The organism is Martelella lutilitoris, assembly GCF_016598595.1.
GTDB classification, from domain to species: domain Bacteria; phylum Pseudomonadota; class Alphaproteobacteria; order Rhizobiales; family Rhizobiaceae; genus Martelella; species Martelella lutilitoris_A.
In genome coordinates this window covers 3,588,123-3,610,928 of record NZ_CP066786.1, presented here as the reverse complement: position 1 = coordinate 3,610,928, position 22,806 = coordinate 3,588,123, and the positions used below count along the sequence as shown (strand labels likewise).

Below are 22,806 nucleotides of genomic sequence, written 5' to 3'. Positions count from 1 at the left end.
ACGAACGAGGGTATTTCCCCTTGGGAAATGGGGGCTGCCATGTAGGAAGAATAGAAAAAGCCCGGATACGCCAATATCCGGGCCCGATCTAAATAGCCGGCTGGGCCGACCAATCGTTTCCAATATCTTTCTAGTCGATTTCCGCCCACCGGTCAACGTTTATCACTCGAAGTGCGCCTTCGAGCAGGGAAGCTTTGGCTTGAAAAATGACAACGACATACGAATGGAATGAACCGCGACCATCACGCGCATGCAAACCGATCCCCTCCGCATCTCACGGACATTTCGTGGTTGGACTGGTTATCAATGACAGCGATGCGGACCCCGGGCGGATTACCCGCTGCGGCAGTCTGGGGGAATACCGCACACGACTGCTCATGCTCGCAGATCCGGATACGGTTGATGTGCTCGAGCAGGTAGGCCCGATCGCCTGGCAAGACAGGAAAGGGAAGACGCATTCCCATTTCCTCGACCATGTCGCGATCAAGAGGGACGGGCGGCGCCTGGGATTTACGGACAAGCCGTACCGCCGGGTGCGCCCGGATTTCGAATATGAGATTTCCCAGGTTTGTGCCGAGGCCAAGCGACGGGGCATCATCGATGAACTCTATCTCGTCACCGAATATGCTCGTGATCCGATCGACCTTCACAATGCAGATCTCATGCGCGGCTGCCGGGATGATGAGCCTGAGGTCGACGAAATTGCCCTGGACGTCATCCTGAATATGACGGCGCCCCGCACTATGCGTGACCTGGTCCGTGAGATTGACCGGGGGCCACGTGGGTTTCGAGCGTTGGTTCGGCGCCTTCACTCGGGGCAACTCAAGCAAATCAAGAAGGAAAAGATCACGCTCGATACCTCTGTAGTGACAGGAGGTGTCGGAGATGAGTGACCCACAGAACGGAACCGTCTTTCGCTTTGAGTCCGGCACGCTCGGACGGTTCGGGCACAGGAAGATCAAATTTCTCCGTGCTGCAAACACCGGCTACCTGGTTGAATTTCTCCCTGACCCGGAAGCGCGGAACGTCCCGGAAACATTACGCGGAACGCGTCCTGATATCGAATTTGTCGGCAGAAAATTCCTGCCGCATTCCGAACTGTATGGCGGGCTCCTCGATGGGACTCTGGAGATCGATGAGGACGACCATGTCTTTATCGACCATTCTCAGAGGTTCAAGCCTGAGCTTGTGGCATCGCTGGCGGAACGGCCGGCGCAAGACCTAATCCTGCGGTACGCCAGCGTGACGCTCATGCGCGAAATCTGCGATGAGAAGGGCATAATCACGAAGACCAGACGCGAAATTCGCAAGATCGAAGCGGAGATTCTGACGCGGTTGCCGCATCGTATCGATGAGCTTAACGCCAAGGTCGACGGCCGCAGGCGCCATCCGTTTCGCCGCCGAAAGACACCGCAATACTCGACAACCGCCCAGACATTGCTCGAATGGGACAAGAAGCTTCGTGGCCAGGGCTTTTCCGGCCTTGCTGACAATCGTTATTTGTCGGGAAACAGACTGTGCAAGCTTCATCCTGTTGTCGCTCGCATCGTCAGGCAGAAGATTGATGAGCTGGTTACGCTTGAGCAAATTCCCATTGCGGCGGTTCACAGCGGCATATCAGACGCCGTCAAGCAAGAAAGGCAAGATCAGGAAGATGCTCTATCTCGGCGTGAGGCCGAGGGAGAGGATATTTCCGAGGCAGAGTGGGAGGCGTTGCAGAAGTTACGTCCCCCATCGGTCGGTACTGTCAGTAAATGGGTTGCATCACTCGCGCCGCTGGAGGCAATGCTTCGAGGTCGTGGCCCAGACTGGCTGCTAAGCAATTGCCTTTCAGTTGGTTTAGGCATGCAGGTCGAACGCGCCGGCCAGATCACCATGATCGATGAATACACGGCGGATGTCTTCGCGATTATTCCGTTTGCATTCCTCATATATTGGTTGGGCGAGCAAAAGGTCGCGGAACTCGGCATTGACGGCAGCAAACCCCTGCGTGTGGTCGTGTCTATCATGATTGATGCCTATACGGGCTGCATTCTGGGGCTACAGATCCGCGCCACGGCGGATCCCGATCTCGCCAAACGCACCATCATGATGTCGTTGATGGACAAGACGAAGATTGCGGCTGCTTGCGGGGCTGAAGGTGCTTGGGATCACCTGCTTCGTCCAGAAAAGATTCTGCACGATGCCGGAAGTGCCTACGTAGCGTGTAGCACTGATATGTTGTGCGCGTCATTGCGTATCGAAAACATGACCGCACCCAAGGCAAAGGCCTTCATTCGCGGTTTGATGGAGCGTGTATTCCGCACTCTGCACGAAACGCTGCTCGCCAAAATCCCCGGCAAGGCTTTCTCCGACACGGTCAAGCGCGGCGATTACGATGCCGAAGCTGAGGCTATTCTGACCCTGGATGACCTGATCCAGGTAATCACAATTTGGGTGGTCGACATCTACCATAACAGCAGCAACTTTGGTCGCGACGGGTTAACGCCGAACGATTTGTGGCGGCATGAAATGGCTTTCGGGAAGGGATGCCGCCCGGTCCCTGACCTGAAAACCATGACTCATGTTTTCGGCACGACACTAAAGCGGAAAGCACGGCAAACCGGCATCCGGGTCATGCATGCAGACTATTCCTCGAAGGATTTCATGAAGGAGTACCTGCGGAAGCCCAATCGCGATTTCAGGATCCGCTGGTGGGAAGAGGATATCAGCCAGATACAGGTCGAAATCCGGCCGAATGAGTGGATGCCGCTCGAAGTTATGGACCGGCGCGCGCGCGGGATCTCTGTCTACGAATGGGACCTTCTGCGCCGCCATGAATACCTGAAGAGAAATCCTGCGGACGACGAGGTCCGTCAAAGGGCCCAAAGCAGGATCGATGCGATGCTTGAGGAGAAGATCGCTACCAGTCGAAAAGTGGCGCGCAAAGCCCTGACCGCCGAGGAGGTCGCCCGCTGGGAAGAGGAGACCCTCAGGTACTACGTCACTCCCAGCACCGAGATCAGCAGCGATCAGTCACATGGCCTTTATGGGGCACGCGTTCGTCCCGCGACACAAGAACGTGCGGTGGTGCCTGAGGATGATCAGCCGCAACGGAAACCGACGCGGAAACAACCAGGAAGGCGCACCAAGCCCAACTGGCAATCTGGAACAACGGAGTAGAACAATGGCTGAACTTCACACCAGCAAAGCGCCCGTAACCGCTGACTGGATCCTCCAGCGCTACATGATGAGCCCTTGGGACAATAGCTTCTACGAGAGGCTCGGCTTCGTTCTAAAAAGGGACGAAACCGGTAAACTTTTGCCGGAGCCGAAGCGCTTTCAAAATGAATCTATGGGCATTGCGGTCACTGCTCCCGGACGAGAAGGCAAAACCTTCTTGGTGCAGCAGGTTCTGGAACGGCTTTTCGGCGAGGCGATTGATGTCGAAACTAGCAGCAGGCAAATTGCCTATTGCCGCTTGAGAACCGATGCGACCATCAAAAGCGCGTATATGGATATTTGCCGCTCCACCGGCTTCGAAGTCAAGAACCCGAAATTAACCCGAGCGGCTGCCAATGATCTGGCAATGCATCGTCTTAAGCTGGCAGGCGTTAAAATTGTGGTTCTGGACGAAGTCCACAACCTTCTGAGAAGCAAGTCCGAGCCGGTAAATCTGTTCCTGAAGACCCTGTTGCAGGACGGTGGCGGCGTATGCCTGATCGTCATCGGCACGGAAAAGCTGCGGAACTTCATTTATGATATGCCGGAAAATGAAGAGCTGGCCGGCCGGCTTCTTGACTTTCGGCTGGATCCGTTTTCGCGGAAACAGGCCATTGACCTGATAGCTCTTGCAGTAAGCAAATATGCAGAAAGTGCCAAGCTGAAGCTTGCGCGCAGCATTACCCGTGACGTCTATTTTCATGATCGGATTTATGACGGATGTCGAGGCAGCTATGGCCGCTGCATGCGCCTGATCGCAACATCCATAATCCAGGCGCTTGAACAAGGGGCTTCCTCGCTGGACCTTGCCGACTTCGAGGCGGTCTTCGATCTTCAATTCCTGCATTTCAACTCAGAAAACCCTTTCAGGGCCGACTATCAACCAAGCTCGGTGACTTCCAGTTCCGTTTCAGATTTAACGCAGTTGTCCGGAGACATGGATGACGGCAGCAGCCCTCCCAAAACGCGGGGCAGGAAGCGGAGGGGCAAGAAATGACGCTCCCCCTGTTGGAACCGCAACTTCCCTTTTATGACGACGAGCTCGCGCAAGGCTATCTTGCGCGGACGGGCCAGTTTCATACTGGCGCCAGTTTGTCGCAATTTCGCGGCTACTGGGATATTGGGGTAAAGGATATCCGCGACGGAACGGAAGATTTCGTACAAGCCCTATCGGCATTGTCCGGCGTTGAAGCCGAGCATATTCGGTATAACACTTTGGTCGCAAAACCTGATGGCAATTTCACGTTGCGCGGGGAAATCTTCAACCGTCCTTTTGTTCGACGTGGGTCGGTAACCGTTTGTCTTGAGTGTCTGGCTGACGACCATGCAAAGGCAGGCTGGAACCCGGGCTCTTTAAGGTTTCGGTGGCAATGGCTGCTGAGACCCTTTGTGTGCTGTGCGCTGCACCAAAGTCAGCTCGTTGAGTTCCGCCGTGTAGATAGCATTGATCTCTTCGATATCGAGCAGCTGCTCGCGCTAAATGACATTGAGCCCGGCGACGTTGCGACGCCCGGCGACAAAAGTCCCGGCCTTCTGCAACAGTACGTCTCTAGGCGGTTCTCCGCGACAGACAAGTGCGAAGATTGGCTGGGCACTCAGACTGTCTCCGGTGTTGTAAAGGCATCCGAAATGCTCGGAGCTCTTTTGGCGGACGGACCTACTGCGCCAATCAAGGAGTATGGGCCTTCCGATTGGGCTCGTGTTGGGGACATCGGCTTCAAGACTTACTCGGCAGGGACCGACACCATTCTGAGAGAGTTCAAACGACTTTGTACCGACTCCGGACGCAGTAGCGGCCGCGCAGGCCCTCAAGCGGCATACGGTTATTTCTTCAGGTGGCTGAAGAAGCGAAACATGGTCGACGGCATGGAGCCACTGCGGAGTATCCTCAGGACCGCTATCGTGGAAAACTTCGCGCTTGACGCAGGTGAGGTCGTGCTCGGAGAGACATTACCAGCGCGGCGGATGCACTCTGCCAACTCGCTTGCGAGCGCAACCGGTATATCGAAAAGCAGGATTTCCATGCTGATGCGCAAAGCCGGCATGCTCCCGGCCACAGCCAAAGGTGCCTCTCTCAACCGCTGGGCATTCCCGGCAGATGCAGCGGAAAAGGTGATCGCTAGAACTCAGGAGGCGGTAAGCTTGCGGCAGGTCCGAAAGATTCTCGGATGCAGCGTAACGCAGGCAGAAAGATTGGCGCATTCGGGACTTATCAGTCCGATCATTCCTGTAACAGAGGGACAGCATGGGATCCGTGCAGGAGGCTACGTCAAGGAGGAACTGGAGCAATTCCTCGCGAATATATGCAATAACTGCGGCGGAATAGATGACGAGGTCGAAGGTTATCTCTCGCTGTGGGGCGTAACTTGCGGAAGGTCATCTACAGAACAAATCCTTGAATTTCAATTAAAAGGAGAGTTCAGGCATACAAAGCTCCTAAAGGGTGTAAGCAGAATTGATCACCTACGCTTTAATAAAGATGAGGTGAAAGCTGTATTAGAGGAACTTGACCCGGATTTTACGATTTCTGCGGGCGAAGTGATCCGTATACTAGGGGTTCAGACCTACACACCGCGCCGGTTGGCTTCCCCAGAGCATGGCGGCCCCTGGTTGCATGAGGTTGACCAGACTGAATATCGGCAACGGAAGGGCAAGCTCCGTTTTTCACGCATCGAATTTCAAAAGTTTCAAGAGCGCTATATTAAGGCGGCGGCTATCGGCAGGCTGCTTGGCATCTCACACGTGGAGGTCAAGAAACTGATGGCGGATTCGGGAATCCTTCCGATTGCTGATCCTGTTTGGATGGGCGCGTGGTTCTACGAGCGAAAGGACCTATTGCGCCTCATCGATAATCTGGATGAAACCGCTTTCCCTATCTCGGAGCTAAAAAGCGCTGCACGTGAGTGGCCAAATCGATGATCGCTCGACCAGAAAGCTGCGAAGGGCCGAGTTTGGTGAATCAGATGCTTTCATCCGGTGAATCGGATGATGTCTATAAAAAGCGCAGCCATACTCGGATTCAATAAAAACAATCACATAGCGCGCAGAAATGTGCTTTTTATGGTGCTTTTAACAGCGGCATCGGTATTCGCGCCAATTTCCTCGTTGCGGGCGAGCGTCTTTCGGTCGCCGCGCTCGGCGGCTCCGGACGCAGCTTCACCGAAGTAGCGCGCAGGGGTCGTTCCGAGCATCCGCCTGAACATGGAGATGAATGCGCTGACGCTTTCATAGCCAAGATCGCTGGCAATGTTGGTAACCAGTTCGCCTTGCGCGAGGCGCTGAAGCGCCAGACCGATATGCAATTGCTGCCGCCAGCGAACGAATGACAAGCCGGTCTCGCGCTGAAACAGCCGGCTGAGCGTCCGGTTGCTCGCGCCGACGCGGGCGCCCCACTCATCGATGGTGAATCGCAGACCCGGATTTTCGATCATGGCCTCGGTCAGCCGCCGGAGCCTTCTATCGTTCGGCATCGGCAAATGGATCGGCTCAAGGGGTGCTGCGGCCAGTTCGTCGAGCAGTACCGATATCAGCCGCGTCTCGCGCCCATGATCCATTTTTTCCAGCGAAGTTTCAAAATCGAAGCGCAGGATCAATTCGCGAAGGAAGGGCTGGATGAACAGAATGCCGCAGTCCTGGTCAAGCGGAGCGGCCAGGCCCGGATCGATATACAGACTGCCGATCCTGATGTGACCATCCATTTTGCCGGCATGGGAGACGCCGCCGGGTATCCACAACGCGCAATGTGGCGGAACCGTCCAGATGCCGCCGGCGGCCTGAACCGTCAGCACGCCACTGAGGACGTACATCAACTGCGCTTTGTTATGCCGATGCGGCTCCGTTTCGCCGACGAAGGTCGCTTCGGTGATCAGGCTGAACACCGGACGGGCAATTTCATCCACCGTGTCGATGTCGGTCTGAGGAGGAAACTCCATCATATCATCCCGGTTGAGCGCATGCGGCCCCACATTATGGCACGCGCATATCGTAACTATCTCCCGAACGGCCGAGGGCGACGCCAACCACCATTGCCGTTCAGCCAGAGTGTTTTTCAAGCAGAGCCAGGCCTTTGGCCGTGGCTTGCGCCTCGTCCGGCGCGAACTGAACCGAAAAGCCTATCGCCTTGCTCACCGCCGCCGCGGCAACCCGTGCGGCACTGTTCATTGGAGCGTAACCCTCGATCACCACCAACCCAAGGCAATATTTCTTCATGCGATCTTTGATCCGCTTGAAGAACAGCGCTTTTTCCTTGCGCTCTTCGGGCGTTTCATCGTCGTGATCATGCTCGGCGTGGTCCGCGATCAGGACAAAATGCATCTGCCTGTCCAGCAGGCTCTCAAGCTGACCGTTCCTGTCATGCACTTCCTCGACCGACGAGTTTTCGTCCTCGTGCTCACGCAAGAAGACAAGAGGGAAACGGGAATCATCCAGCAACATTGTTTGGACCTTTCGTTGCCCATTTGCTCCGACTGACGACAGCATTGTTCGCGTCACCGGACCATTCCATGGGCGATAATGCGTCTTCCCTCATATCACCCGATGCGGTTCATCCGCTTTCGCGGACCTGCCATAAAATACGCCGATCCGGCCACAATCGTCCGAGAATTGCGCCATCCGGCACGTCGCCGCCATCGCCGGCGATCGAATGGCTGGTTCGAATGATATCTTGGCGGGATCGTTCGATGCGACGGCTCATCATCCCGTGTATCCAGGTCTCGTTCGCGGCTGAAAGAGCGACCCGAACAACCTGCCTGCCCGTGTGCATCTCCGCGACAGACAAGTGCGAAGATTGGCTGGGCACTCAGACTGTCTCCGGTGTTGTAAAGGCATCCGAAATGCTCGGAGCTCTTTTGGCGGACGGACCTACTGCGCCAATCAAGGAGTATGGGCCTTCCGATTGGGCTCGTGTTGGGGACATCGGCTTCAAGACTTACTCGGCAGGGACCGACACCATTCTGAGAGAGTTCAAGCGACTTTGTACCGACTCCGGACGCAGTAGCGGCCGCGCGGGCCCTCAAGCGGCATACGGTTATTTCTTCAGGTGGCTGAAGAAGCGAAACATGGTCGACGGCATGGAGCCACTGCGGAGTATCCTCAGGACCGCCATCGTGGAAAACTTCGCGCTTGACGCAGGTGAGGTCGTGCTCGGAGATCCTGTTTGGATGGGCGCGTGGTTTTATCATCGAAAGGACCTGTTGCGCCTCATCGACAATCTGGATGAAAAAGCTTTCCCTATCTCGGAGCTAAAACGCGTTGCCCGCGAGTGGCCAAATCGGTGATCGCTCGACCAGAAAGCTGCGAAGGGCCGAATTTGGTGAATCAGATGCTTTCATCCGGTGAATCGGATGATGTTTACCAAAGCTTCAGTCCTACTAGAATGCAATAAAAACAATCACATAGCGCGCATAAATGTGCTTTTTATGGTGCATTTAACAATTGTGAATGCACCCATATGGGCCAGTTCGATGGTCCTTTGACCTCCGAGACGCAGGCCAGGAGCATGGGCGCCAATCCGGCCGTGTTTCGCCGGACGGTGGCGGGACTGCGCGAGGCCGGTCTTGTCAAATCCGCAAAAGGCCACGGCGGAGGCTGGCAGCTTGCGCGGCCTCTGGACGAGATCCCGCTGCTCGCCGTTTAAAAGGCCTCGGGCGACCCGCCCTGTTTGCAATCGGGAACCGGAGCGAACATCCCGATTGCAAGGTGCAAGAGCGCGTCAACACGGCTCTTTCAGGCACAATGGAAAAGGCGGAAACGCTGTTTCTGTCGCAGTTCGCCCAGGCCCTCCTCCCAGGAGATCACCGGACTGTAGCCGAGTTCGCGTTCGGCCTTTTGGGTATCAAGCGTGATCTCGACCGCGCTGGTGGCATAGTCCTGATAGCTCAGCGGCCCGCCGAGCCGGCCGCCGCTCAGCCGGTGCAACCCGTCGCCGATACCGGCGATGATGCGGAGCGCGGCGCGCGGCACGCTCCTGCCGCCGGCTTCCAGGCCCCGGCTCGCCAGCAGGCCGGTCACGGTTTCGCGAAAGGTGCGGGCCGGTCCGTCCGTCACATGGTAGATTGCTCCACGCTCTCCATGGGCGAAGGCAAGATCCACGGCATGGCACAGATTGGCGACATGCAGGGTGGAGGAGCGATAGCCGCCGCCCGAGATCCAGGCGAAACTGCCGCTTTTCACGGCCTCGACCAGCACGGGAAGCGCTGTCGTGTCATCCCGGCCCCACACCATGCGCGGGCGCAGGATGACAACATGCTGGCCTTGAGCGGCGGCGTGCCGGGCGACCCTCTCCGCCTCAGCCTTCCCGGCTGAATATGCCCCGGCGGGACGGTCCGGATAAGGCGCCGTCTCGTCGACATTGCGCAGGGGACGGCCGTCCTGCAGCACGGAATCGGTGCTGATATGAATGGCCTTCTCGACACCGGCCGCGTTCGCCGCCTCCAGGACCCGACGCGTGCCATCCGGGTTTACTGAGGCGGCCGCAGACCCCGTTGTGTGATCGACATTGGCGGCGGCGTGGATGAGCCTGTCAGCGCCGGACATGAGCGGGGCCAGCTCGGCGGTCAGCATGTCGCCCAGAACCGGACGAGCGCCCCAGGATGCAATCCGGTCGGCAGCCTCCGGGCTGCGAACAAGACCGGTCACCGCATGCCCTCTGGCGACAAAGTGGCGCAGCAGGTTGCGCCCCACATAGCCTGCAGCGCCGGTGATGAAGACGTTTCCCTCAGCCATTGTCATATCCGATGCTGTCTTTGCCGAGGCCGGCGAGCGTTTCGATGTCGTCCAGGATTTCCGCGCGCGCGGCCGTGTCCCAGTCGTGCAGTTCGAGGTGTTGCTGGAATTTGAGGCCCTCGAGCGCCAGCCAGGCAAGCCGTGCAGCCCGGGGATTGCTCGCTTCGGCCAGCAAATGCGTGGAGAGCGCATTCTGGTTCCGCCGGAACTCGGCGCGCAGATCGGCATCCTGCATCAGCGCGGAGACGAGGCTCAGCACCGCAGGATTTCCCTCGGGCGCCGGCGGGCTGCGCCGAGCGGCCAGGATACGACCCTTGAGGGTCGCGTCGGCCTCGCCGGCAAATGATGCCGCACAGGCCGCGTTGAAGGCGTTGTCCGCCTTGATCGTGCGTTCCACCAGGGCCTCGACGAGATCGCGCTTGCTGGCATGCTCATAAAGCACGGTGGCTTTCGATACGCCTGCCTCCTTGGCAACTGCATCGACGGTCAGCACGCCGTCGCGTGCAACAACCCGCTCGACCGCGTCGAGTATCTTGCCCTGATCATGTTTTCTGGGACGCGCCATGGATCACCTGTTTATTTCCAACCGTTCGGAAATAAACAGGTGATGACTGGATGTCAACGAGCAATCTGCTCCGGTGGGCACATGGAAGCCGCGCGGCTTACAGCGTATCGCGCTTTCCGAAAATCGGGATCGACTTTTGGAAAGCACGATCCGTCGATGCAATAGGTTATGGCGTCCTTTGTGCGTCCGAATGGACGCACGGCGCTCCCGACCCTTGATGCCCGGTGCAAGGGACATCACTGAAAGCCTGAAGAGTTCAGCCGTAGGCCGTGGGGCTGGATGAGGATGCTGGCGCTCCGTCGGGTCAGGTCGGTTTGCCGGCAATGATCGCCCGCAATTGCGGTGCGATCTGGGGCGCGGCGGCAAGGCAGGGCCTTCGTTTCTTCGAAAGCTTGCCGGCAAAGGGATCATCGGCGATGCCGCCGGCCTCCCGCACCAGGAGCAGGCCCGCGACACAATCCCAAGCGCTGAGTTCGGGCTCGTAGAAGCCGAGATAGCTACCCTGCGCCACATGGGCGAGGCTGAGCGCGGCAGAGCCGTTGCGCATGAAGCTGCCGCCGTTTTGAAGGACTTCGGCGACGATCCTGCCGACAGCCTCTGCATGGTTTCTGGCGCCGGGTCCGATGGCGACGGTTCCGCCCGAAAAGGGGGTGGCCGCGTTGACGGAAATCGGCTGGCTGTCGCGCCAGGCGCCTTTGCCCTCCTCGGCCCAGTAAAGCGTGCCGGTTGCGGGGTGGGCGACGAGCGAGAGAACGGTGCGACCGGCCTCTGCAAGGGCGATCACCACCGACCAGCTATCCAGACCGTTGAGAAAGGGGCTTGTGCCGTCGATCGGATCGATGATCCAGCAAAAGGCGCTTGTGCCGGCCTTCATACCGTGCTCCTCGCCCAGAAACCCGTCATCGGGGAACATCTCTGCAATTCGCGAGCGGATGAAGTCCTCGACGGATCGATCCGCAACGGAGACCAGATCCTGGTCGTTCTTCTTGGTTTCTACGGCGAGGGTCTTGTAGCGGCGGAAGAAGTCGAGCGCGCGCGCGCCGGCCGCGGTGATGACGGTCTTGGCGGCGGCAAGCCTTTCGGCGCGGTCGGTCAGGGAAGGCATGGTCATGGAAGGGCGATGTCTTTTCGGATTACGGAGAGGCTCGGCAAGGTTCGGCGGCGCCGGCGGCGCAAGGCTGCTTTCATATCTGAGGAGCCGGCATGACGGCGGTTGAACCGCGTTCGACCAGATGAACGTCGACAATGATGGGATGCACGGACGTCTCGGGTTCAGTGATCCGAGCCAGGAGGCCGTTGACGGCGGCATCGGCCGTGCGCACAGGATCCTGCCGGACCGTTGTCAGGTCATAGGCGAGCCAGCCGGCCTCGGGAATGTCGTCGCAGGCAACAAGCTTGAGGTCGCCGGGAATGGATAGGGCGCTCAGATGGCGGATGGTGTCGATGAAGCCGAGCGCCAGATAGTCATTGGCGCAATAGATGCCATCGACGTCGATGGCGTCGGCGAGAAAGGCATCAGCGGCCGCGCGTCCGCCTTCATAATTCGGCAGGTCGCCGAAATATTCGCCGGCGATCTCGACATTAAGCCGCTCGCATGCCCGCCAGAAGGCGGAGCGGCGCAGGCCGATCGAGTGCGAACTGCGCCGCTGGCTCGCCAGCGCCACACGCCGGCATCCGGCATCGAAAAGCGCGCGCGCGGCCAGTTTACCCGCGGTTTCCGTGTCCATAGAAACGTTCAGCACCGTATCGGCAACGGGCCGCTTGTTGATCAGCACCAGTGGTACGCCGTGATCGGCGCATTGGCGGGCTATCTCGGCGGGCGATGCGTCATCGGTGACAATCGCGCCGGCGACATTGTAGTGCAGCATCATGTCGATATGGCGGGCGACCTTGCCGCCGCGCTCGGTCGGCAGCAACAGCGGACGATAGCCGGAAGCGACAAGGCTCGTCCCGAGTTCGGCCAGCAGTTGCGCCCGAAACGGGTTGTCGATGTCGGATACCACAAGTCCGACGAGGTTGGAGCGCTGGTGCGACAGGCTGCGTGCGAGGAAATTGACGCGATAGCCGAGCGCGGCGGCTGCCTCAAGCACCTTTTCGCGCGTTTGCGGGGCGACGCTCGCGCCGGGGGTGAAGGTGCGCGAGACGGCGGAGCGGTGGACGCCCGCAAGCCGGGCGACATCCTCGGCGGTCGGCGCCCGTCCGGGGCGGTTGTCATCGGTCATCGGCAAGCCGCCGACGAAGTGCTGATGCCAGAAGATCGGCCCGATCGAGATTGATCATCGGCGGGGCGATCTCGACGATCCGGTCGAAGATTGCGGGATCGTCGCCGAAATACTGCATCATCGGGGTGATCCCTCTCTCAAGGCATTGGGGAGCAAGGCGCGCATAATCCCGATAATGGATCTCGGCAAGCTGCGGCGCCAGATGGCCTTGCATCTCCTCCACACCTTGATAGCGTCCGGCACTGGCCTTGATATTGGCATCGGGCGCGGCCTGGCGCATCGCTTCCTGCAAAGACGGGTTCTCGGACCAGAAGAAACAGTCGCCAAGAAAATTCCGCGAGCGCACGAAATCGACCAGAACCTTCGCGTCGACGGTCTTGTTCTCGATATAGAGCCGCGCCCCGTATGATCTGGCAAGCGCGATCATCTCATCAAGCGTCGGCATGGTTTCCGCCGCATAAAAGGGCGAAAACCACGCGCCGGCGCTCAACGCCTTCAATTCGGCCAGCGTCCGCGCCCTGACCGCGCCGGTTCCGCTGGTGGTGCGGTCCAGCGTCGCATCATGAATGACCACGATTTCGCCGTCGGCGCTCATATGCACGTCGATCTCGACGTAGCGCGCGCCCTGATCGAAGCTCAACCGCGCGGCGGCCAGCGTGTTTTCGGGGGCGAAATGATTGGCGCCGCGATGGCAGACGATCTCGGTGGCCAAACCCGCGAAACGGTCGAAGCCGCGCATCAGTTCGGGCTGGTTGGTGCAAATGCCGAGCACCGGCAGTTTCATCAGCGCGTCCAGCACGGGCTTGCGCTCCTCGTGCCAGAGCACAACGCCCAGCCCCTCGTCCTTCGCGCGCTCAAGAAGCGCTGTGTCGACCTGGCGCTCAGGGCGTTCGCCACCGCCTTTCTCCCAGCAGAGATGAATGATGTCGGCCCGGGTTTCTGCCGCCCGTGAAAACGGGTCCGCGCCGAGCGGGACGAGGGTCGAAAGCGGAAACGGACAACCCGCATCGGCGAGCGAGCGGACTTCGTCCATGCTGAAACTGCCGAGCACGGCACGGTCAAAGCCGTTCGTAAGCAGATGGTTCCATGCGATGCGGCCCGCGCCCTCGGCCTTGAGCTCGATATAGAGCGCCTGGTCCAGACTTGCGGCAAGATCGAGCGTTTCGCCAAGGGTCGGGATATCCGGCGCGAGATCGCGCAGGCGTTCGAAGCGAAGATCGGCGATCGCGCGATCGATGCCGGCGATGCGCTTCAGTTTCGCGTCATGCGCGATCACCGGCACGTCGTCGGCCGTCAACTGCACGTCAATTTCCCACATCTCCGTGCCCAGTTCGGCCGCGACGCGAAAGGCGGCAAGCGTGTTTTCCGGCGCATGGGCCGAAGCGCCGCGATGGGCGATGCAGGCGGGCTCCCCCGTCGCGAGGGGCCAGGGTATGGTGTTCTCCGATCGTCTTGTCATATCGCCTGTCCCGACGCATCGAAGGCCAGCAGTTTCTCCGTCTCAAGCCCCCAGGAAACGGTTTCGCCGATCCTCACGTCGCTTCGCACCGGCTGGATCGAGCGCAGTACGGTCTTCTCGCCCAGCCTGACGTCAAACAGCATTTCGCGGCCCTGCGGTTCGATGAAGCTGACGGCGCCGGTTGCGATGTCGGGATGGCTGCCGCCGAAATGCTCCGGCCTGATGCCGAGAGCAATCCGCTCGCCTTGCGTGCGGCCCGCCAGCCGTTTCGGCAGCGGCAGGCGGATCGCGTCGTCTGTCGTCAAAGCGCCGTCGTCAATGCGTCCCTCGGCAAAGACGATCGGCGGATTGCCGAGAAAGCCGGCGACGAAACGGTTGGCCGGCGCCTCGTAAAGCGCGGTCGGGCGGTCAAGTTGCAGGATCCTGCCCTTGTCCATGATCGCGACCCGGTCGCACATCGACATCGCCTCGACCTGGTCGTGGGTCACCAGAATGGCGGTAATGCCGGTCTCGAGCTGGATGCGGCGGATTTCCGAACGCATTTCGAGGCGCAGCTTGGCGTCGAGATTGGCAAGCGGCTCGTCGAGCAGCAGCACGTTCGGACGGCGCACGATGGCGCGGGCCAGGGCGACGCGTTGCTGCTGACCGCCGGAAAGCTGGCCCGGCTTGCGCTCCAGCAGATTGTCGATATGGGCAAGGCCGGCGATCGCCTCGACCTCGCGCTTGATATCGGCCTTGTTCATGCGCCTGACGCTTAGCGGGAAAGCGATATTGTCGAACACGGACATGTGCGGATAGAGCGCGTAGTTCTGGAAGACGACGCCGACATTGCGCTTCTGGCTCGGAAGCGTCGAGACATCCTTGTCACCGAACAGGATCTTGCCCTTGTTGATGCGGTGAATGCCGCAGACGGCGAAGAGCGTGGTCGACTTGCCGCAGCCGGAGGGGCCGAGCAGGGCCATCATCTCGCCGGAGCGGACGGTAAGGTTCAGGTCTTCGATGACCGGCGTGCCGTCGAAGGATTTGGTGAAATCGGAAAGAGAGACTTGCATCAGCCTTTGGTGCCTCCACTGAAGATGTTCATCAGCGGCTTCTGGAACAGCACGAAGAGAACGATGACCGGCAGGGTGTAGAACAGCCCGACGGACTTGAAGAGATTGAAATTATAGGTGACGGAATCGGGATCGGAGACGGCCTCGAGATAGACCGAGAGCACTTCGATCTGGGCTGCCGGTGCGAGAATGCGCGGCAGAAGGTATTCGCTCCAGCCGTCTATGAAGACGAAGATGGAAAGCGCCATCAGGCCGGGCTTGACCTGCGGCAGGATCAGCCGCCACCAGACCGTGAAACGGCTGGCACCGTCCTGGACGCCGGCCATTTCGATCTCCCAGGGCACGGAATCGTAAAACCCCTTCATGATCCAGATGCCGAGCGGCAGCATCAGGCTGGCCTTCACCAGAATGACGCCGATGAGGGTGTTGTAGAGCCCGGCATATTGCAGCACCAGAAACACGCCGATCAGCAGCGTCACGGTCGGAAAGGCATGCATCACCATCAGCGATGACAGGAAAAACCGGCGGAACGGCAGGTTGAGCCGTGAGATCGCATAACCGGCCGTGGTCGACACGCCGAGCACGATCGCGACCATGCTGATCGTGAACAGGAAGGTGTTGAGCGTCGGCTTCCAGACATCGCCGGTCACATCCGGATTCCACAGAAACCGCCAGTGCTGCAGCGTGAATTCATGGGGCAGGAACGAACCCGGCGCCGAATTGGAAAAGGTATCGACCACGAGGAAAAGATACATGATCGCCAGCGGCGCGCTGAACAGCGCGAGGATACAGATGACAGGCCAGACAGTGTGGTTCTTGGTCATTCTAGAACTCGATCTTCGGTTTGCTGACCAGTTCGTTGAACCTGAACAGGCGCAGATAGAGGATGGAGAGGGCGAGACCGACAATGACGAGAATGAGCGCCATGGCCGCGCCCAGGCCGTACTGCAGGTTGCCGGTATAGTTGTTGAGGGCGGTGTGGAAGGCTTCCAGAGACCAGACGGTGGTCGTGCTTCCCGGCCCGCCATTCGTGGTCAGCCAGATCAGTTCGTAAGAGGAAAGCAGAGACAGCGTCTGGTAGGAAGTGACGAACAGGATCGGCCAGCGCATCTGCGGAAGGATGATCCGCGTCACCTGCTGCCAGCGGTTTGCGCCGTCGACCTCGCTTGACCAGAGCTGCTGGATGGGGATGGCCCTCAGAGCGCCGGAAAACAGGATCATGCCGAAAGAGGCGCCGACAAAGCCGTTGACGAGGATCACCGTTGCCCAGGCGGTCGGCACGGAACCCTTCATGTAGTTGAAGGCGGGAAGCCCGAGGTCCTCTGCGGCGACATAGAGAAAGCCGTTCTCCCAGGTGAACCATTTCCACATGATGGCGTAGAGCACGACCGGGGTGATGCGCGGCAGCAGCCAGAGCACGTTGAAGACGCCCCCGGCGCGACTTGGCAGGTAAAAGACGGCGATGGCGAGAAACAGGCCGACGAAAACGTTGAAGGCGAGCGTGGCGCAGACGTAGAACACGGTGTTGGCGACCAATCGCAGCGTGTCGGCGCGGGTGAAGAGGTCGATGAAATTGTCCCTGGTCCATGTCCAGCCGGTGTAGGAAGCCGTCGCGATCGTCTCGAGATCGGCCTTCGTTGCCGCCGGAAGGAAGGTCTGGAGCGCTGCCTCAAACTGGCCGCGATCGGGATAGCGTGTGTTGATCACCGAGCGTTCGAAGGGTTCGGTTGCAAGCTTCAGGTCGCGGATGCGCCGCGGCCGCGAGGGCAGGGATTTCAGATCGTCCTCGAAGGCGGAGGAGGCCGCATAGGTTTTGCCTGAAAGTCGGTCCTCGATTTCCGCGAGAAAACCGGGTTCGATATCGGCCGACGTCGCAGCCGCGAGCGTTTCGGCGTTCACCGTATAGCTTTTCTCGCCGAGGCCGGCACGCAGTTTCGGGTCGAGGTCGGTAGCCTCAAGCTTGCGCAGGACGGTTTCGGTGACGACATAGGCGCCGCCCGAAATGCCTGTGGATGTGCTCATATTGGTAAAGGCGAAGATGCCGGTCAGTGTCGCCGGCAGCAGGAAGAAGGCGATGAGCAGCAATACTGCCGGCGCCATCAGCACAAGGCCCAAACCATTGGCTCTGTTTTTCATTGTCTATGGTCCGTCAGGAAAGCAAGGGCCCCGGAGCCGGCGGGCGGCTCCGGGGCAGGGTCAATCAGCGCACGATGATCGCGTCGCCGAGCTGGCCGGTGACTTCGCTTTCGACAGTGTTGACGGCATCCTCCACCGAGGACGTGCCGGTCCACGAGGATTCGAGCCCGGCATACATGGCCTTCCAGACGACGCCGAAGTCGATGTCGTTCGGAACCGCCGTGGCATAGGGCAGAAGCTCGGTGGTGGCGATGCTGCTCCACCGGTCATTGGCAAAGACCGGAACCTTCGCCTCTTCCGAGCCGATTGCGACCTTGCCGGACTTGACGGCATGAAGCGCGGCGATGCGCGGCTCCGTGGCGATGGTGATCAGTTCGGAGGCGATGACGGCATCATCATCGGTGCCGGTGTTGGAGAGGAGGTAGACGAGCGGATGGCTGATCGTGTTGGCGCGGCCGCGTTCGTTGCCGGCGGGGATCAGGCTGTACTGGATCTCGCCGAAGAAGTCTTCAAGACCCCATTTGGCTTCCCATTCGGCCTTGTGCCAGGTGCCGCCGTGCCAGATGCCGACCTGATCGCTGGAAACTGCCTGGTGCCAGTCGTCCCATGTCGTGCCGAGATGCGTGGAGGAGACCACGCCCATATCGGCGGCGTCGACGAAGAACTGGTACATGTCGGTGAGCGCCTGTCGGTCGAGCACGAGCTTGCCGGTTTCCGGATCGACCATGTCGCCGCCGAAGCTGACATAGAATTGCCAGTAGTCTGTGCCGTTGTTGACGCGCGGCATGAAGCCGCGGCGCTCCGCGACGACGCCCTTGTCCTGCATCGCCTTGGCATCGTCGAGCATGTCGTAGAGCGTATATTCGCCGTCCTGAACGCGCTGCGGCAGGGCATCAATCTCCTCTTGCGAATAGCCGATTTCCGCCAGATGCGCGCGGGAGAAGAAGAACGGACGGGCTTCCGCATCCTGCGGCAGGCCCCAGACGACGCCGTCATAGCTGGCGATGTCGATCAGGTTCGGATAGATCTGGCTGAGCGGCCAGGCGTCGAAATCGACATAATCCTCGACCGGGCGCAGCAGGCCCGAGCGCGACCAGGGGCCGATGTCCTCATGGCCGGAGACGATAATGTTGGGCGCATTGCCGGCCTCGGCGGCGAGGGTAACGGCCTGCTTGAAGTCGTCCCAGCCTGACCATTCCTGATGCTCGACTGTGATGCTCACATCCTGGCCCGTCACCGCATATTCGCGCTCCAGAATGTCCGCGGCCATCTGGATCGCTTCCCAGCGATAGCTGCCGGTTTCGCCGGTGCCGCCGGACCAGACGGTGATGGTATAATCTTCGGCCAGGGCGCCGGAAGCGAAGCCCATTGCCAGTACGGAGCCCAGAAGGGCGGTTTTGGTTGTCTTGAGTATGCTCACGGGAAGCCCCTTCAATTCGTTCCAGCATGCATCATTGCACGCGCGTGCAATCAATAAGGGGATCGTGTGTCCGGCGCTTGAAACTTATATTACCGTTTTGTGTCGAAGGGCCGGCGATGAGGCTGCTGCATGGCAAGCCGGGAACCCGTGGTGGCGTGTTCCGCGCCTTTCGTCTTCTGCGGCAGCGCCTCTTCGCTGAACGGAAATTCAGGGCGATCGCGCCGGCTCACGCCGGGATATGCCCGCCTCATCGAGCAGCAGCGCTGAAGGTTTCCAGTGCGGGCCGATCTCGGCGTGGTAGCGGATGACGTCGCGCGCCACCTGCGCAAGTCCGGTTTCGCGGGCAAAGCACATCGGGCCGCCGCGCGTGCGGGGAAAGCCATAGCCGTTGACGAAGATGACATCGAGATCGCTGACACGCTGGGCGATGCCTTCCTCGACGATCTGGTAGCCGGTATTGACCAGCTGCCACATGCATCGGCGCAGGATTTCGTCATCGCTCACCGCGCGCCGCGTGATGCCCTTTTCCTTCGAAACCGCCTTGATCAGTTCCTCGACTTCCGGGTCGGGCGTTCCACGCCGCGCGCCCTCTTCGTAGAGATACCAGCCCTTGCCGGTTTTCTGGCCGAGCCGACCGGCCTCGAAAAGACGGTCTGCCGTGGTGAAGGGGTAGGGGGTCTGGGGTCCGCGCGCCTGGCGGATATGGTAGCCGATATCAAGGCCGGCAAGATCCATCACCGCCAACGGCCCCATGGCCAGCCCCCAGCGGGTCATGGCCGCATCGACCTGCCAGGGCAGCGCGCCCTCCTCGATCAGGATCTGTGCCTCGCGGTTGAAGTTGATGAACATGCGATTGCCGGCAAAGCCGTCGCAAACACCAACCAGAACGCTGTGTTTTCCAAGTTTCCGGCCGATCTCCATCGCTGTCGCGACCACATCCGGCGCGGTCTTTGCCGCCCGCACGACCTCCAGCAGCTTCATGATATGGGCCGGGCTGAAGAAATGCAGGCCGATGACATCCTCAGGCCGCGCGGTTGCGGCCGCAATGCGATTGACATCGAGCGTCGAGGTGTTGGTGGCAAGGATTGCGCCCTTCTTGCAGATCCTGTTGAGCGCGGCAAAGACGGCGCATTTCACCGGCATGGACTCGAATACGGCCTCGATGGCGAGATCGACGGAGGCAAGGCTTTCGAGCGCGATTGTGCCCGTAATCAGCGCCATCCGCACGGTTACGTCAGCATCGGAAATCCGGCCCTTGTCGCGTGATGCCTCATAGGTCTTGCGGATGGCGGCAAGGCCCGCATCCAGCCGGTCCTGCGCCTCCTCCACGAGGGTGACCGGCAGGCCGGCATCGGCAAAGCACATGGCGATGCTGCGGCCCATCGTGCCGGCGCCGATGACGCCGACGGATGCGACGGTCCGCTGCGGCGTATCCTTTGGCAGGTCGGCAATCTTGCGCGCCTCGCGTTCGGCGAAGAACAGATGCCGCATGGCGCGCGCTTCCGGCGTGGCGTTGAGGATCTGGAATGTGTCGCGCTCCCAAGCGAGCGCTTCGTCGATGGGCGTGTCATAGGCCTTGCGCACAGCTTCGAGCGCGGTCTTTTCCGCCGGCGCGCCCCGGCTGCGGCGCAGATGCCCTTCGGCAACCGCGTCAAGTTCATCCGGCGAGCCGGTCATCGCCATGTCGCGAACCCGGCGGCGCGGCAGGCCTTCGGCCACGGCCTTTTCGAGGCGGGTCAGCGCGTCAGCCTCATTTTCGAAAACGGTTTCGGCGACACCGAGCGCCACGGCTTCGTCGGCCGTGATCGTCCTGCCGGTGATAATAAGCTCCAGCGCCTTCGGCCCGCCGGTAAGCCGCGGCAGCTTCTGCGTGCCGCCGGCGCCTGGAATATTTCCGAGCTTGATTTCCGGGAAGGAGAACTTCGCGGCCGGCAAGGCATAGATATAGTCGCAGCCGAGCGCCAGTTCGAAGCCGCCGCCGAAGGCGACGCCGTTGACGACCGCGACGACCGGCTTTTCGCCTTCCTCCAGCATGGTGATCAGTTCGGTCAGGTAGGGATGCTTGCGGCCGGTGTTGAACTCGGTTATGTCCGCGCCGCCGGAAAAGACGCGGCCTGTCGCGGTAATCACGGTGACGGCGATGTCCGGATCGCCCTCGAAAGCGCGATGGGCCCCGGCGATCTGGCTGCGCAGTGCATGTCCGAGCGCGTTGACCGGCGGGCGGTTCATGCGGATGATGCCGAGCGCGCCGCGTCTTTCCTGCTCGATCAGCGTGTTGGTCATGGTCTTAATCTCCGCGTCAAAGGGCTGCTGCCGTTCCGAAAATCGCCGTCGCCTGATGCGACAGGGTGATCCCGTTGCCGTGGCAGAGCGCCGTTTCGGCATCGGCGATCTGGCGTTCCCCGGCTGTGCCGCGCAACTGCCGCGTGGCCTCGATCAGCGTGAACACGCCGTACATGCCGGGGTGGCAGAAGGAGAGCCCGCCGCCATTGGTATTGACTGGCAGCGGACCGCCGGGGGCGATGCGCCCGCCGGACACGAAGGCGCCGCCTTCGCCCTTGGGGCAGAAGCCGAGATCTTCCAGAAACAGGATGACGTTGATGGTGAAGGCGTCGTAGAGCTGGAGAACGTTCATGTCCTCCGGCTTAAGCCCGGCCATGGCAAAGGCGCGTTCGCCCGAATCGCGGGCGGCCGTCGTCGTCAGGTCCGGCATTTCGGACACGGCCCTGTTATAGGAGGCGATGCCGCCGCCGAGGAAATAGACCGGCTTGTTGGGCAGGTCGCGGGCCCTGTCCGCGCGGGTCATCACCACGGCGCCGGCGCCGTCGGTAAGGAGGCAGCAGTCGCGCAGGCTGAGCGGCTCCATCACCATGCGCGACGACAGGACATCCTCGATGGATAAAGGATCGCGCTCGAAGGCCTCGGGGTTCATCCGCGCCCAGGCGCGGGCGGCGACGGCAACCTCGGCAAGTTGCGCGCGGGTGGTGCCGAAACGCGCCATATGGGTGGCCGCCGCCATGGCATAGGCCGTCATCGGATAGCGCGGTCTGTGGGGGATTTCATAGGTCGGCTGCTCGGCGGCCGGCGTCATGCGGCCGGCATCCGAACGTAAGGTCGCGCCGTAGCAGATCAGCGCAACGTCGCACAATCCGGCCTCGAGCGCCATGGTGGCCGACAGGGCATGGGCAACGAAGCTGGAGCCGCCGGTATTGGTGCCGTCGATCCAGCGGGGTTTCAGCCCCAGATATTCGATCGTCGAGATCGCCGGAAAGGTGTGGCTCATATTGGCCGTGAACAACCCGTCGACATCGGACAGTTTCAGCCCGGAATCTTCAAGCGCCTCGTGAACCGCAAGCGCCTGGATATCCATGGCGTTGAAACCGGGTGCTTCGCCCAGTCCGGCCGTTCCGACGCCGACAATGGCGGCTTTGCCGCGTAAGCGCGTGGTCATGCGTTTGCCTCCCCGGCGGGGTCGAAAACGACGACATGGGCGCCGGTCTCGCCTTCGATCCGCGCCTTCACCCGCATACCGATCACGATGTCATCGGGATCCGTATCGGGAAGGCGGCTCATCATGCGCGGCCCATCGTCAAGATCCACAAGGACGAGCGCATGGCGCGTGGGGCGGGTATCGCCGGGCTTCGGGCGGCCGTAGAGGACCGTTCGGGAGTAGACGGTTCCAAGCCCCGAGGCGGGATGCCAGGCCAGCCTGAGCGAGCCGCAATGGGGGCAGATGATGCGGGGCATGAAGATCGCCCTGTCGCAGGCCTCACATGTCTGAAGCCAGAGCCGGCCATCCTCGACATGGGTCTGAAATTCGAGATCCGGCCCTGAAGCCGGCAATTGAGCCGTCATCGCTTTTCCTCCCTGAATGCGCGCCTGCCGCGATACGCTCTTCCCCGTTTCGGCAAAATGCAGTATTGTCTGCAATGCAGGCATATATTTTAAATTATAGTTAGCAAGCTTTGGCCCTTCTGGCAAGACGAGGAGCGTCCGGCGGCTTGCGTGAGGGTGGGTTCGGGCCTAGA

21 protein-coding genes and 1 pseudogene are annotated in these 22,806 nt (G+C 60.4%); 6 read left to right on the top strand and 16 right to left on the bottom strand.

What is annotated here, in order from left to right:
• The first annotated feature begins 287 nt into the window (after positions 1 to 287).
• Genes JET14_RS17265 through JET14_RS17250 form a run of 4 tightly spaced genes read left to right on the top strand, consistent with a single transcriptional unit; the run spans position 288 to position 6,120 of the window.
• Positions 288 to 893 carry a hypothetical protein gene (locus JET14_RS17265; RefSeq protein WP_200335114.1) on the top strand — a complete coding sequence of 202 codons (606 nt, stop codon included), beginning with the start codon at positions 288 to 290 and terminating at the stop codon, positions 891 to 893.
• Positions 886 to 3,162: a hypothetical protein gene (locus JET14_RS17260; protein WP_200335112.1), complete on the top strand. Its 2,277-nt coding sequence runs from the start codon at positions 886 to 888 to the stop codon at positions 3,160 to 3,162. Before JET14_RS17265 ends, JET14_RS17260 begins: the two co-directional genes overlap by 8 nt.
• Positions 3,163 to 3,166: 4 nt before the next feature.
• Positions 3,167 to 4,198, top strand: coding sequence for an ATP-binding protein (locus JET14_RS17255; protein WP_200335110.1), 1,032 nt, complete (start codon positions 3,167 to 3,169; stop codon positions 4,196 to 4,198).
• The gene (locus JET14_RS17250; protein ID WP_200335108.1) at positions 4,195 to 6,120 is read left to right on the top strand and encodes a TniQ family protein; all 1,926 of its coding nucleotides are present in this window, start codon (positions 4,195 to 4,197) and stop codon (positions 6,118 to 6,120) included. The genes JET14_RS17255 and JET14_RS17250 overlap by 4 nt, the downstream gene beginning before the upstream one ends.
• Positions 6,121 to 6,233: 113 nt before the next feature.
• Here JET14_RS17250 and JET14_RS17245 read toward each other — a convergent pair whose 3' ends face one another.
• The 3 genes from JET14_RS17245 to JET14_RS17235 all read right to left on the bottom strand — a co-directional run bounded on the left by JET14_RS17245 (position 6,234) and on the right by JET14_RS17235 (position 7,894).
• Positions 6,234 to 7,133, bottom strand: a complete 900-nt coding sequence (locus JET14_RS17245) for an AraC family transcriptional regulator (protein WP_200338147.1) — start codon at positions 7,131 to 7,133, stop codon at positions 6,234 to 6,236.
• Between the two features lie 100 nt (positions 7,134 to 7,233).
• Positions 7,234 to 7,635: a hypothetical protein gene (locus JET14_RS17240; protein ID WP_200335106.1), complete on the bottom strand. Its 402-nt coding sequence runs from the start codon at positions 7,633 to 7,635 to the stop codon at positions 7,234 to 7,236.
• A gap of 109 nt (positions 7,636 to 7,744) precedes the next feature.
• Positions 7,745 to 7,894 (bottom strand): hypothetical protein, encoded by a 150-nt coding sequence (locus JET14_RS17235; protein ID WP_200335104.1) that lies wholly within the window; start codon positions 7,892 to 7,894, stop codon positions 7,745 to 7,747.
• Positions 7,895 to 8,258: 364 nt separating this feature from the next.
• Here JET14_RS17235 and JET14_RS17230 point away from each other — a divergent pair, with 364 nt between their 5' ends.
• On the top strand, positions 8,259 to 8,477 hold the full coding sequence (locus JET14_RS17230) for a hypothetical protein (RefSeq protein WP_200335102.1): 219 nt from the start codon (positions 8,259 to 8,261) through the stop codon (positions 8,475 to 8,477).
• A gap of 173 nt (positions 8,478 to 8,650) precedes the next feature.
• Entirely contained in the window at positions 8,651 to 8,836 is a 186-nt protein-coding gene (locus tag JET14_RS22795; protein WP_246750357.1) for an Rrf2 family transcriptional regulator, read from the top strand.
• 89 nt (positions 8,837 to 8,925) lie between these two features.
• Here JET14_RS22795 and JET14_RS17220 read toward each other — a convergent pair whose 3' ends face one another.
• The 13 genes and pseudogenes from JET14_RS17220 to JET14_RS17165 all read right to left on the bottom strand — a co-directional run bounded on the left by JET14_RS17220 (position 8,926) and on the right by JET14_RS17165 (position 22,633).
• A complete protein-coding gene (locus JET14_RS17220; protein ID WP_200335100.1) occupies positions 8,926 to 9,924 on the bottom strand; it encodes an NAD-dependent epimerase/dehydratase family protein in 999 nt (332 codons plus the stop codon).
• A complete protein-coding gene (locus JET14_RS17215) occupies positions 9,917 to 10,489 on the bottom strand; it encodes a TetR/AcrR family transcriptional regulator (protein ID WP_200335098.1) in 573 nt (190 codons plus the stop codon). Before JET14_RS17215 ends, JET14_RS17220 begins: the two co-directional genes overlap by 8 nt.
• 304 nt (positions 10,490 to 10,793) lie before the next feature.
• Positions 10,794 to 11,600, bottom strand: a complete 807-nt coding sequence (locus JET14_RS17210) for an inositol monophosphatase family protein (protein ID WP_200335096.1) — start codon at positions 11,598 to 11,600, stop codon at positions 10,794 to 10,796.
• Between the two features lie 73 nt (positions 11,601 to 11,673).
• Positions 11,674 to 12,711 (bottom strand): LacI family DNA-binding transcriptional regulator, encoded by a 1,038-nt coding sequence (locus JET14_RS17205; RefSeq protein WP_200335094.1) that lies wholly within the window; start codon positions 12,709 to 12,711, stop codon positions 11,674 to 11,676.
• Complete coding sequence (locus tag JET14_RS22985) at positions 12,701 to 13,450, bottom strand: glycerophosphodiester phosphodiesterase (protein WP_348648108.1); 750 nt, start codon at positions 13,448 to 13,450, stop codon at positions 12,701 to 12,703. Before JET14_RS22985 ends, JET14_RS17205 begins: the two co-directional genes overlap by 11 nt.
• Positions 13,445 to 14,170: pseudogene (locus JET14_RS22980) on the bottom strand (glycerophosphodiester phosphodiesterase); the annotation flags it as partial. The pseudogene JET14_RS22980 and the gene JET14_RS22985, both read right to left, overlap by 6 nt.
• Positions 14,167 to 15,222, bottom strand: coding sequence for an ABC transporter ATP-binding protein (locus tag JET14_RS17195; RefSeq protein ID WP_200335090.1), 1,056 nt, complete (start codon positions 15,220 to 15,222; stop codon positions 14,167 to 14,169). The gene JET14_RS17195 and the pseudogene JET14_RS22980, both read right to left, overlap by 4 nt.
• Entirely contained in the window at positions 15,222 to 16,046 is an 825-nt protein-coding gene (locus JET14_RS17190; RefSeq protein ID WP_200335089.1) for a carbohydrate ABC transporter permease, read from the bottom strand. The genes JET14_RS17195 and JET14_RS17190 overlap by 1 nt, the downstream gene beginning before the upstream one ends.
• A 1-nt stretch (position 16,047) precedes the next feature.
• Complete coding sequence (locus JET14_RS17185; RefSeq protein WP_200335088.1) at positions 16,048 to 17,358, bottom strand: carbohydrate ABC transporter permease; 1,311 nt, start codon at positions 17,356 to 17,358, stop codon at positions 16,048 to 16,050.
• Between the two features lie 64 nt (positions 17,359 to 17,422).
• A complete protein-coding gene (locus JET14_RS17180; RefSeq protein ID WP_200335087.1) occupies positions 17,423 to 18,778 on the bottom strand; it encodes an ABC transporter substrate-binding protein in 1,356 nt (451 codons plus the stop codon).
• Positions 18,779 to 18,985: 207 nt separating this feature from the next.
• Entirely contained in the window at positions 18,986 to 21,061 is a 2,076-nt protein-coding gene (locus JET14_RS17175) for a 3-hydroxyacyl-CoA dehydrogenase NAD-binding domain-containing protein (protein WP_200335086.1), read from the bottom strand.
• Between the two features lie 16 nt (positions 21,062 to 21,077).
• Entirely contained in the window at positions 21,078 to 22,229 is a 1,152-nt protein-coding gene (locus tag JET14_RS17170; RefSeq protein WP_200335085.1) for an acetyl-CoA acetyltransferase, read from the bottom strand.
• Complete coding sequence (locus JET14_RS17165) at positions 22,226 to 22,633, bottom strand: Zn-ribbon domain-containing OB-fold protein (protein WP_200335084.1); 408 nt, start codon at positions 22,631 to 22,633, stop codon at positions 22,226 to 22,228. The genes JET14_RS17170 and JET14_RS17165 overlap by 4 nt, the downstream gene beginning before the upstream one ends.
• Between the last annotated feature and the right edge of the window lie 173 nt (positions 22,634 to 22,806).